Raw genomic sequence first — 12032 nt, 5'->3', positions numbered from 1 at the left:
AGTGCCACGCAATCGTCCGGGACCTGACAAATAGGAAAGGATGTTTCTTCGCTCCAGGCAAGGCGCTACGGTGGTTAAGGATGTAGGCCTGTGTCTCCGCCAGCAGTGCATCACTGAGGGGTAGCTCCCGCGCTCGGGTCTTGGTTTGCGGTTGGTATCGACGAGGATCGGTAGGATCATCGGCACGCCGGTGGATTGTGACTTGCTTGCGGTAAACCACGATGTCACCAACCCTCACGCCCAACGCCTCACCAATTCGCAGCCCAAGATGAAAGAGCCAATGGATAAGCAGCGCATTGCGGTAGCGCGTGTGCTGATCCCGCCAAGGATTGTCTTGGGAGTGCGGGTCAATGACGCGAAAAAGCTCGGCTACGGCTTCATCTGGCAAGCCCTCGCGGTGGAATAGCATATCTCGCCCAGACCTGTTCGGAATGCGCGCCTCAATCGCTTTGGCTACGAATTTGGATGAATCCTCCAGCCGGGCCACCACCAACGGGTCAAGGCCATGCCGGCTCTGGCGTTCCCCGACAAGCCACTGTAGATACATCCTGATATAGCGCAGCCGACTAGCCGCAACATCCGGGTCCACCTCTGCAGGCACTAGCTCCTGAGAGATCATTCTCACCTTCTCAAGGGACGCCACCTTCGGGGCCTCGCCCTTACTTAAGCCAGATCCTGATAGAGCAGCCAGTTCATTCAGCGGCAGCCGGCAAAGACGCGCAAGATCCTCGACCTCGGCAAGCGACAGCAACTCGCCGCTTATGAGCCGCGCATCAAGATTGATGCTGCGGGCATCTAGGAACAGATAGAAAACCATCAGGCTACGGAGAACCATGCCAATGGTATTGGTTGCCATATTCCTTCCGCGCACCTCCGTCAGTGTGAATATGGTGGGCTCGAACATTGGCTGCCCATCCTGATCGAGCAAGACAGGGAGGCGCTCACCCGACGTGAGCATCACATTCTTGACACGGTAGCGAGAAGACACTGTTTACAGAAATTTTTGGTAAAAGATAGCAAACAGTATAGCCCCAAAAAGAAAATAGTGTAAACAACAAAAAATCCCAGTACGCTCAAGGCATACTGGGATTATGTTTACAGTAATGGCTTAGGTATATCCTAGAAGGGGATGTCGTCTTCCTCGAAACCGTTGTCGAAGCCTTTTTTGGCGGCCGATGCAGGCTGGGCGCTCTGCCGTGGCGCAGCAGCAGGCGAAGGGGCGCCCTCATCCATCGGCGCATCGGCTCCGGCGCCGGCGCCGGCGCGCGAGCCGAGCATGCGCATCACGTCGCCGCGAATCTCGGTGGTATAACGCTCCTGGCCGCTCTGATCGGTCCATTTGCGCGTGCGCAGGCTGCCCTCGATGTAGACGGAGGAACCCTTGCGCAGGTATTGCGCGGCGATCTCCGCCTGACGGCCGAAGAACACCACCCGGTGCCACTCGGTGGCTTCCTTGCGCTCGCCCGTGGCCTTGTCCTTCCAGGTCTCGGAGGTGGCCACGGAGAAGGTGCACACGGCCTCGCCGCTAGGCATGTAGCGCGTTTCGGGGTCTCGGCCGAGATTGCCGATCAGAATTACTTTGTTGACCGATGCCATCGTTTCGTCCTCTTCATGAATGATGGGAATCCCGCGGGTTCTCCGGCGGCTGCAACCCGAGGCTCAAAGCATACCATGCGAGGGCGAGCACCGCCGCCACCCAGTGGATCGCCCCCGGTGCGAGGTGCTGGGCGATCAGCCCCCCTGCCCAGCCGCCGCAAAAAAGTCCCAGAGATTGCAAAGTATTATAGACGCCGAGCACCGCCCCTTTTCGTTCCGGCGGCGCGATGCGCGACACCCAGGAAGGCTGGGTCGCCTCCAGGATGTTGAACGCGACGAAAAACCCCGTGAGCCACAGCCCGATCGTCCACACGTCGTTCGCCCACAAGGCAAATCCGAGCTGCACCACGGCGAGCAGCGCAATGGCGGCCAGATAGACCGGCTTCAGGTGGCCGCGGCGTTCGGCGAAGACGATGGCCGGCACCATCACCGCGAAAGAAACGAGCACCGCCGCCAGATAGACGCTCCAGTGGTGCTCGAGCGGCAATCCTCCTCGCGAAACCAGCGCACTGGGCACCACCACCCACATCGCCATTTGAATGAAATGCAGCAAAAATACGCCGGCATCGAGCCGCAGCAGGCGCGCGTCCTTGAGCGCCGCCCACAGCGAGGTGCTCGGGGCTGCTGCAGCAACGGCGGAGCGAACCGGGGTGGGCACGCCGCGCCAGACCATCACCGCCGCGCCGGCAGCAAGCAGCCCCGTGAGGAGGAAGATGCCGCGCATGCCCACCAGGCCGTAGAGCGCCGGTCCCAACACCAGGGAGAGGGCGAAGGTGAGCCCGATGCTCGAACCGATCAGGGCCATGGCCCGCGTGCGATGCGTCTCGGGCGTGAGATCGGCCACCAGGGCGGTGACAGCCGCCGAAATCGCCCCCGCGCCCTGCAAGGCCCGCCCCCAGGTGAGCCAGTGCAGGTCGGGTGCAAAGGCAGCCACGAGGCTGCCCAGCACGAAGAGCCCGAGTCCGGCGACGATCACCGGCTTGCGCCCGAAGCGGTCGGAGGCTGCGCCGAAAGGGATCAGCAGCACCGCCTGGGTGAGACCGTAGATGCCGATCGCCAGGCCGATCGCTGCCCGGTCCTCACCGCCCGGCAAATGCCGGGCGTACTCGGCAAACACCGGCAGGATGAGGAAAAGCCCCAGCATGCGCAGCGCGAACACCGCCGCGAGCCGCACCACCGCTGCGCGTTCGCTGCGCGAGAGTCGATCGTTCATACTCACTCCGGCAAAAAACGAAGCCGGCCACGCAGGCGGCCGGCTTCCTCGGGATTCGGAACAAATACCGCCGCCTCAGGCCGGCAGGACGCTCTCGCCCATCAGGTAGAGATCGACCGCGCGAGCCGCCTGGCGCCCTTCACGGATCGCCCAGACGATCAGCGATTGCCCCCGGCGCACGTCGCCGGCGGCGAACACCCCCGGCACGCTGGTCGCGTAGGCCCCTGGTCCTTCGGTAGGCGCAGCGGCATTGCCGCGCGCATCTTTTTCCACCCCGAAGGCTTCGAGCAGTGCCCCGAGCGGATGGGTGAAGCCCATGGCGAGCAAGACGAGATCGGCGGGGATCTCGAATTCCGAGCCCGGGATCTCTTTCATCTGTCCGCCACTCCAGTCGAGCCGCGCCAGCCGCAGCGCGCGCACGCGGCCACCGTCACCGATAAACGCCTTCGTGAGCACGGCGAACTCGCGCTTCACCTCGCCTTCGAGGTGCGAGGTCGAGGTGCGCAGCTTGTTCGGCCAGTACGGCCAGGTGAGCGCTTTGTCCTCCTGCTCGGGCGGACGCGGCATGAGCTCGAGCTGGGTCACCGACTTGGCGCCATGGCGAATCGCCGTCCCCACGCAGTCGGCGCCCGTGTCGCCGCCGCCGATCACCACCACGTGCTTGTCCTTGGCCGAGATCGGATTGGGCGCATCGCCCGCCACCTCACGGTTCTGCGGGATGAGGAACTGCAGCGCGAAGTAGACGCCTTCGAGCTCGCGCCCCGGCACCGGCAGGTCGCGCGGCACTTCCGAACCCGCGGCGAGCACCACCGCGTCGAACTCGCGGCGCAGCTCTTCGGCGGAGACGAAACTCTTGGCCGCATTCTGGATCGCAGGGGGGGTATCCGAGGCCCCGACGAGCACGCCGGTACGAAACCGCACGCCTTCGGCCTCCATCTGCGCCAGGCGCCGGTCGATGAGCCATTTCTCCAGCTTGAAGTCGGGAATGCCGTAGCGCAGCAGACCGCCGATGCGGTCGTTCTTCTCGAAGAGCGTCACCTCGTGCCCGGCGCGCGCCAGCTGCTGCGCCGCGGCCATCCCCGCCGGGCCGGAGCCGACCACCGCGACTTTCTTGCCGGTCTTGCGCTTGGGCGGATGCGGCAGCACCCAGCCGCGCTCCCAGGCAAGATCGATGAGGAAGCGCTCGATCGACTTGATGCCGACTGCATCGTCGTTGATGTTGAGCGTGCAGGCTGCCTCGCACGGTGCCGGACATACACGGCCGGTGAATTCGGGGAAATTGTTCGTCGCATCGAGCGCGTTCCAGCCTTCGCGCCAGCGCTTGCGATAGACGAGGTCGTTCCAGTCCGGGATGAGGTTATTCACCGGACAGCCGTTGTGGCAGAACGGGATGCCGCAGTCCATGCAGCGCGCGCCCTGGACCGTCGCCTCACCCTCCGAGAGGCGATGCACGAACTCCTTGTAATGCCGGATCCGCTCGGGAACCGGATCGTAGGCTTCCGCGACGCGGCGGTATTCGAGAAAACCTGTGGGTTTGCCCATTTCTTTGCAATCTCCAGAGAGAATCAGGCCATGCTGGCCGCACGCGCGGCAGCGAGTTCGCGCAGCGCCCGGCGATATTCATGAGGCATTACCTTGACGAACTTGGCGCGCCACAGGCTCCAGTGCGCCAGGATCTCCTTGGCGCGGCGACTGCCGGTGAGGCGCGCATGGCGCTCGATGAGCCCTTTGAGGATGAGCTCGTCGCCCATCGTCAGGTGGTCGATGCGCACGAAGCCGTGCGTCTCGAGTTCGGGGCCGAAGTCGGACTGCGCCCGCGCTTCCAGCTCCTCGGGCAGGGGCTCGAGCGCCACCTGCACCTGGTTGCATTTCTGCGCGAAATCTCCGTCGAGGTCGAGCACGTAGGCGATGCCGCCCGACATGCCCGCGGCGAAGTTGCGCCCCGTGCGCCCGAGCACCACCACCGTGCCGCCCGTCATGTATTCGCAGCCGTGGTCTCCCACGCCTTCGACGACGGCGACCGCACCCGAATTGCGCACGGCAAAGCGCTCGCCGGCCACACCGCTGAAGTAGGCTTCGCCCTCGATCGCCCCGTAGAGCACGGTGTTGCCGACGATGATGTTCTCCGGCGCCTCGCCGCGGAAGGCCGGATCTGGGCGCACGATGACGCGCCCGCCCGAAAGCCCCTTGCCGACGTAGTCGTTGGCCTGGCCGATCAGGTCGAACGTCACGCCGCGCACGAGAAAGGCGGCGAAGCTCTGCCCGGCCGTGCCGCGGAAGGTGAAGCGCACCGTATCGTTGGGCAGTCCCTCATGGCCGTAGCGCTCGGCGATGCGGCCGGAGAGCATCGCGCCCACCGTACGGTTGACGTTGCGGATCGGCACCTCGGCGTGCACCACCTTGCGCGATTCCAGCGCCGGCCTGGCGAGTTCGAGCAAGCGCAGATCGAGCGCCTTGTCGAGCCCGTGATCCTGCGTCTCGCAGTGACGCGTGGCCACCCCTTCCGGCGCTTCGATGCGCGCGAGCACCTTGCCGAAGTCCAGTCCCTTGGCCTTCCAGTGATCGACGGCCTCGCGCACGTCGAGCAGATCCACCCGACCGATGAGCTCGTCGAACTTGCGCACGCCGAGCTCGGCCATGAGGCGACGCACTTCCTCGGCCACGAAGAAGAAGTAGTTGATCACGTGCTCGGGCTGCCCGGAGAAACGCCGGCGCAGCTCGGGATCCTGCGTCGCCACACCCACCGGGCAGGTGTTGAGGTGACATTTGCGCATCATGATGCAGCCGGTGACCACCAGCGGTGCCGTGGCGAAGCCGAACTCGTCGGCACCGAGCAGCGCCCCGATCACCACGTCGCGCCCCGTCTTGATCTGACCGTCGACCTGCACCCGTACCCGGCCACGCAGACGGTTCATCACCAGCGTCTGCTGCGTCTCCGCCAGGCCCAGCTCCCAGGCCGAACCGGCGTGCTTGATCGAGGAGATGGGGGAAGCCCCCGTGCCTCCGTCGTGACCGGCGATCACGATGTGATCCGCCTTGGCCTTGGCCACGCCCGCGGCGACGGTACCCACCCCCACCTCGGCCACCAGTTTCACCGAGATCGAGGCCTTCGGGTTGGCGTTCTTCAGGTCGTGGATGAGCTGGGCCAGATCCTCGATCGAATAGATGTCGTGGTGCGGCGGCGGCGAAATGAGCCCGACGCCCGGCACCGAGTGGCGCAGGAAGCCGATGTACTCGGTGACCTTGTGCCCCGGCAGCTGCCCACCCTCGCCGGGTTTGGCGCCTTGCGCCATCTTGATCTGGATCTGGTCGGCGTTGACGAGGTATTCGGCCGTCACCCCGAAGCGGCCGGAGGCCACCTGCTTGATCGCCGAGCGCAGGCTGTCGCCGGGCTTGAGCTCGAGATCGCGGGCGATGCGATGCGGCCCGATCACCTCCGAGAGCCGGGTCGGTTTGGCGATCGGCTTGAAGCGCGCCGGATCCTCGCCGCCTTCACCCGTGTTGGACTTGCCGCCGATGCGGTTCATCGCCACGGCGAGCGTGGTGTGCGCCTCGGTGGAGATGGAACCGAGCGACATCGCGCCGGTGGCGAAGCGCTTGACGATCTCGCTGGCCGGTTCGACCTCTTCCAGGGGGATCGGCTGCGCCGCCTTGCGGAAACGGAAGAGGCCGCGCAGGGTCATGAGACGGCGGCTCTGGTCGTTGATGATGCGGGCGTACTCCTCGTAGGTCTCGAAGCGCCCCGAGCGCGTGGCGTGCTGCAGCTTGGCGATGGCATCCGGCGTCCACATGTGCTCCTCGCCGAAGCGCCGGTAGGCATACTCGCCGCCGACGTCGAGCCGGTTCTCGAGAAAGAGGTTCTCGCCGAAGGCCGCCCGGTGCAGGCGGATCGCCTCGTCCATCAGATCGAAGACGTCCAAGCCCTCCACCTGGCTCACCGTGCCGGTGAAGTACTTGTCGCACACCGACTGCTTGATGCCCACGGCCTCGAAGATCTGCGCACCGGTGTAGGACATGTAGGTCGAGATGCCCATCTTGGACATCGTCTTCATCAAGCCCTTGCCGATGGCCTTGATGAAGTGCTTGACGTACTCCTGCTCCTGCTTCTCGTCGCCGTTGGCGAGCTCGCGCAGCGTCATGAGCGCCAGATAGGGGTGCACGGCCTCCGCTCCGTAGCCCGCGAGCACGGCGAAATGGTGCACCTCGCGCGCCGAGCCGGTCTCGACCACCAGGCCCGTGCGGGTGCGCAGCCCCTTATCGACCAGGTGCTGGTGAATGGCGGAAGTGGCGAGCAGCGCCGGAATGGCGACGTGCTCGGCATCGACCTTGCGGTCGGAGACGATGAGCAGGTTGTAGCCATTGAGCACCGCATCCTCGGCCTGGGCGCACAAGGAAGCGAGCCGCGCCTCCACCGCCTCCTTGCCCCAGGACACGGGATAGCAGATGTCGATCTCGTGGCTGCGGAAACGGTCTTTGGTGAAGCGGGCGATGTCGCGCAGCTTGGCCATCGCCTCGAAGTCGAGCACCGGCTGCGGCACTTCGAGCCGATAGGGCGGGTTGATCTCGTTGAGCTCCAGCAGGTTCGGCTTCGGGCCGATGAAGGAGACGAGCGACATCACCATCTGCTCGCGGATCGAGTCGATCGGCGGGTTGGTCACCTGCGCGAAGAGCTGACGGAAGTAATGGTAGATGGGCTTGGGCCGCGCCGAGAGCACTTCGAGCGGCGCGTCGTTGCCCATCGACCCCACCGCCTCTTCGCCGCTCTCGGCCATGGGGTCGAGGATGAACTTGAGGTCTTCCTGCGTGTAGCCGAAGGCCTGCTGCAGGTCGAGGATGGGCACGGACGACTGCGCCGAATACACGGCGGCGCTGCCGGGCGCGGGCAGGGAATCGATCTTGATGTTGATGCGCTGGATCCACTCGCGGTAGGGCTTGGCGTTGGCGAGCGTCTCCTTGAGCTCCTTGTCGTCGATGATGCGGCCCTGCTCCATGTCGATGAGAAACATCTTGCCCGGCTGCAGGCGCCACTTGCGCACGATCTTCTCTTCGGGAATGGGCAGCACGCCGGCTTCAGACGCCATGACGACGAGATCATCGTCGGTGACGAGGTAGCGCGCCGGCCGCAAGCCGTTGCGATCGAGCGTTGCCCCGATCTGGCGCCCGTCGGTGAAGGCCACCGCCGCCGGACCGTCCCAGGGCTCCATCATCGCCGCGTGATACTCGTAGAAGGCGCGCCGACGCTCGTCCATGAGGGTGTGCGCTTCCCAGGCCTCGGGGATGAGCATCATCATGGCGTGGGCGAGCGTATAGCCGCTCATCACCAGGAGCTCGAGCGCGTTGTCGAAGGAGGCCGAATCCGACTGTCCCGGATAGATGATGGGCCAGAGTTTTTCCAGATCCTTGCCGAGCAGGGTGGAGGAGACGCCCCGTTCGCGCGCCCGCATCCAGTTGTAGTTGCCGCGCAGGGTGTTGATCTCGCCGTTGTGCGCGATCATGCGGAACGGATGGGCGAGGTTCCACTTGGGAAAGGTATTGGTCGAGAAGCGCTGATGCACCAGCGCGAGCGCGGATTCAGTGCGCGGATCGGCGAGATCCTGGTAGTAGCGGCCGACCTGGTCGGCGAGCAGCAGCCCCTTATAGACCACGGTGCGTGCCGACATGGAGGGGACGTAGAATTCCTTGGCGTGCTCGAGGTTCAAGGCGCGGATGGCATTGGCCGAGCGGCGCCGGATCACGTAGAGCTTGCGCTCGAGCGCGTCGGTGACCATGACTTCAGGACCGCGGCCGATGAAGATCTGCCGGATCACCGGTTCGTTGGCCTTCACCGCCGGGGACATGGGCATGGTGCGATCGACGGGCACGTCGCGCCAGCCGAGCACCACCTGTCCCTCGGCGCGCACTGCCCGCTCGATCTCCTCTTCGCAGGCCAGGCGCGAGGCGGTCTCCTGCGGCAGAAAGACCATTCCCACGCCGTAGTCGCCGGCCGGCGGCAGCGTCACCCCCTGCTTGGCCATCTCTTCGCGGTAGAGCCGGTCCGGAATCTGGATGAGGATACCGGCCCCATCGCCTTGCAGGGGATCGGCCCCCACTGCACCGCGGTGATCGAGATTCTTCAGGATCTCCAGCCCCTGGGTGACGATGTCGTGGCGCTTGACGCCCTTCAGATGGGCGACGAAACCGACGCCGCAGGCGTCGTGTTCGAACTCGGGACGGTAGAGACCGGCAGATGGCGACGATTCGGACATGGTCAGGCTTTCCTCGACTCGGATCCAATGGGTGTGAAAAGAAGGGTGCGCTGATCCGGCGCAGCAAAACCGCGCCTCGCGGAGGATGGAGCACGGACGGCGAGGCTTGGCGCCGAAAAAAGCGGGCGAAACACTATACCGTCGAAGTGCCCGCCGATCAAGATCGGCAAGCGAGAAATTTGTCCCTGATCTTTGCATGGTCAAAGGCGGCGGGCAGGCTCAGAACGCCTCTTCCAGACCGAAGAGTCGACGGTGCTCGCGAACGGCGTAGCGGTCAGTCATTCCGGCGATGTAATCGGCCAGTGCGCGCCGGCCTTTTTCGGCGAAACGGCGCCGGTGCGCCTCGGGCAACAAGGAAGGATCGGCGGCATAGGCGGCGAAGAGCTCGCGGATGATGCGCTGCGCCCGGCGGTTCATGTCGACCACCCGCGGATGACGGTAGAGCTGAAGGAAGAGAAAGCGCTTGAGCAGCGCCACTTCCTCGCGCATCGTGCTCGAATGCTGCACGAGCGACGGGGCGCGGCGCACGTCCTCGACGCAGGCGGGATCGGCCTCGGCGATGCGCCTGCGGCTCTCCTCGACGAGATCGAGCACCATGAGCGAGATCATGCGGCGGATCGTCTCGTGGATGAGGCGCTTGCGCTCCAGCCCCGGGTAGCGCGCCTGAACCTCGGCGCGCGTGCGCGCAAAAATCGGCACCGACTCGAGGGAATCCAAGGTGAGGAGACCGGAGCGCAGACCGTCGTCGATGTCGTGGTTGTTATAGGCGAGTTCGTCGGCGAGATTGGCGATCTGCGCTTCCAGCGAGGGCCGCAAGTCGCGGCGAAACCGCTCGGCCACGTCCCCCAGCCGGGCCCAGTGCTCCGGCCGGCAGTGCTTCAGGATGCCCTCGCGCGTCTCGAACATGAGGTTGAGCCCGTCGAATTCGGCATACTTCTCCTCGAGCTCGTCGACGATGCGCAGCGACTGCAGGTTGTGCTCGAACCCGCCCTCCTCTTTCATGCACTCGTCGAGCGCCTCCTGTCCTGCGTGCCCGAAAGGGGTGTGCCCCAGGTCGTGCGCCAGCGTGATCGCCTCGACCAGCACGTCGTTCACCTCGAGCATCTGGGCGATCGAGCGGCCGATCTGCGCTACTTCCAGCGAATGGGTGAGCCGCGTGCGAAAGTGATCCCCGACGTGATTGACGAAGACCTGGGTCTTGTATTCCAGCCGGCGAAAGGCGCTCGAATGGACGATCCGGTCACGGTCGCGCTGGAACTCGCTGCGCGGCGCCGCGCTCGGCTCGGGGTGCCGTCGCCCGCGGCTCGCCGCTTCATGGACGGCGTAGGGCGCGAGCATCTCAGCTCCTCGCTTCGATCGCGGCGCGCAACACGGACGGCGGAACCTCTGCCGTCACCACCGCGCGGCCGATGCCCTGCAGCAGCACGAGCCGCAGGCGCCCGCCGCTCACCTTCTTGTCTCCGGCCATCCAGTGCAGCATCTCATCCACCGGCAAGCCCGGCCCCTGCACCGGCAGGCCGGCGCGGATCAAGAGCCCCTCGATGCGGGCGAGCTCGTTCTCGTCGAGCCAGCCCAGGCGCAGCGACACCTCGGCCGCCATCAGCATCCCCACGGCCACCGCCTCACCGTGCAGCCAGCCGACGTAGCCTGTCCCCGTCTCGATCGCGTGGCCGAAGGTGTGTCCCAGGTTCAGCAGCGCCCGTTCGCCGCGCTCGGTCTCGTCGGCCGCCACCACCTCGGCCTTGTTGCGACAGGAACGCTCGATGGCGAAGGCCACGGCCCCCGGCTCCAGCGCGAGCAACGCCTCCATGTGCCCCTCGAGCCACTCGAAGAAAGCAGCATCCCGGATGAGCCCGTACTTGATCACTTCGGCGAGCCCCGCGCGCAGCTCGCGCAGCGGCAGGGTCGCGAGCGTATCGGTGTCGATGAGCACGGCACGAGGCTGATGGAAAGCTCCGATCATGTTCTTGCCGCGCGGATGGTTGATCGCCGTCTTGCCGCCCACGGAAGAATCGACCTGCGCCAGGAGCGTGGTGGGCATCTGGACGAAAGGAGCCCCGCGCTGCCAGGTGGCGGCGGCGAAACCGGTCATGTCGCCGATCACTCCCCCTCCCAGGGCGATGAGGGGAGTGGTGCGCTCGGCACGGGTATCCACCAAGGTATCGTAGATTTTCTCCAGGGTCTGCCAGTTCTTGTACTGCTCCCCGTCGGGCAGCACCACCGAGTCGACGCGCACGGCGTGACGCTCCAGCATAGTCGTTACGCGCTCGAGATAGAGCGGCGCCACCGTCTCATTCGTGACGAGCACCGCGCGCGGCTGCTCCAGGTGCGGCAGCAGCAACTCATGGGCCGTAAGCACGCCGGAACCGATGAAAATAGGATAGGACCGCTCACCCAGATCGACGGCCAGCTCACGCATCCCGCTCTCCTTCCGCCACCACCGCCCCTTCCCCTTTGCCCGACCGGTAGTCGCGCACCGCCTCCTCCACCCGCGCGAGCATGGCCGCAGGCTTCAGCCGACCGCCATCGACCACGACGTCGGCCACCTCGCGGTAGAGCGGGTCGCGCTGGGCGTAGAGTTCGAAAATGCGCTGCCTCGGCTGCGGCACCTGCAGCAGCGGCCGATGGCGATCGTGCCGCAGTCGCTCCCACAGCACCTCCGGTGGCACGTGCAGATAGACCACGATGCCGCGACGGCGCAGCTGCGCCCGGTTTTCCGGCCGCAATACCACCCCGCCGCCGGTGGCGAGCACGAGGTCCTCGCGGCCGAGCAGCTCGGCAAGCATCCGCGCCTCACGCTCGCGAAATCCCTCCTCGCCCTCGACGGCGAAGATCGTAGGGATGGAGACGCCGGTTCGCGCCTCCAACTCCTGGTCGCTGTCGATGAAAGCCAGCCCGTGCCGCGCCGCATAACTGCGGCCCAAGGTCGTCTTGCCGGCCCCCATCATCCCGATGAACACGATGGGCTCCACCCGATA

8 protein-coding genes are annotated in these 12032 nt (G+C 65.5%); all 8 read right to left on the bottom strand.

Annotated features, from left to right (window positions below; all coding sequences use genetic code 11):
• On the bottom strand, window positions 1-904 hold a 904-nt coding region (locus OA56_RS02235), incomplete at its 3' end, for a site-specific integrase (protein ID WP_461583291.1).
• Between the two features lie 215 nt (window positions 905-1119).
• Complete coding sequence (gene ssb / locus OA56_RS02230; protein WP_055422849.1) at window positions 1120-1596, bottom strand: single-stranded DNA-binding protein; 477 nt, start codon at window positions 1594-1596, stop codon at window positions 1120-1122.
• Window positions 1597-1609: 13 nt separating this feature from the next.
• Window positions 1610-2809, bottom strand: coding sequence for an MFS transporter (locus OA56_RS02225; RefSeq protein WP_055422850.1), 1200 nt, complete (start codon window positions 2807-2809; stop codon window positions 1610-1612).
• Between the two features lie 75 nt (window positions 2810-2884).
• Window positions 2885-4351: a glutamate synthase subunit beta gene (locus tag OA56_RS02220; protein WP_055422851.1), complete on the bottom strand. Its 1467-nt coding sequence runs from the start codon at window positions 4349-4351 to the stop codon at window positions 2885-2887.
• Between the two features lie 23 nt (window positions 4352-4374).
• Window positions 4375-9054 (bottom strand): glutamate synthase-related protein, encoded by a 4680-nt coding sequence (locus tag OA56_RS02215; RefSeq protein ID WP_141056237.1) that lies wholly within the window; start codon window positions 9052-9054, stop codon window positions 4375-4377.
• 219 nt (window positions 9055-9273) lie between these two features.
• Window positions 9274-10392 (bottom strand): deoxyguanosinetriphosphate triphosphohydrolase, encoded by a 1119-nt coding sequence (locus OA56_RS02210; protein ID WP_055422853.1) that lies wholly within the window; start codon window positions 10390-10392, stop codon window positions 9274-9276.
• Window position 10393: 1 nt separating this feature from the next.
• Window positions 10394-11473: a 3-dehydroquinate synthase gene (aroB, locus tag OA56_RS02205; RefSeq protein WP_055422854.1), complete on the bottom strand. Its 1080-nt coding sequence runs from the start codon at window positions 11471-11473 to the stop codon at window positions 10394-10396.
• On the bottom strand, window positions 11466-12026 hold the full coding sequence (locus OA56_RS02200; RefSeq protein ID WP_088178253.1) for a shikimate kinase: 561 nt from the start codon (window positions 12024-12026) through the stop codon (window positions 11466-11468). Before OA56_RS02200 ends, aroB begins: the two co-directional genes overlap by 8 nt.
• Window positions 12027-12032: the final 6 nt, after the last annotated feature.

Source organism: Tepidiphilus sp. HLB4 (genome assembly GCF_054823945.1).
This window is presented reverse-complemented; position numbering and strand designations above follow the sequence as displayed.

Excerpts from the sequence above, each read along its gene's own strand:
- OA56_RS02225 (WP_055422850.1), bottom strand. The coding sequence starts at position 2,809 with ATGAACGATCGACTCTCGCGCAGCGAACGCGCAGCGGTGGTGCGGCTC.
- OA56_RS02215 (WP_141056237.1), bottom strand. The coding sequence starts at position 9,054 with ATGTCCGAATCGTCGCCATCTGCCGGTCTCTACCGTCCCGAGTTCGAA.
- OA56_RS02220 (WP_055422851.1), bottom strand. The coding sequence starts at position 4,351 with ATGGGCAAACCCACAGGTTTTCTCGAATACCGCCGCGTCGCGGAAGCC.
- aroB (WP_055422854.1), bottom strand. The coding sequence starts at position 11,473 with ATGCGTGAGCTGGCCGTCGATCTGGGTGAGCGGTCCTATCCTATTTTC.
- ssb (WP_055422849.1), bottom strand. The coding sequence starts at position 1,596 with ATGGCATCGGTCAACAAAGTAATTCTGATCGGCAATCTCGGCCGAGAC.
- OA56_RS02210 (WP_055422853.1), bottom strand. The coding sequence starts at position 10,392 with ATGCTCGCGCCCTACGCCGTCCATGAAGCGGCGAGCCGCGGGCGACGG.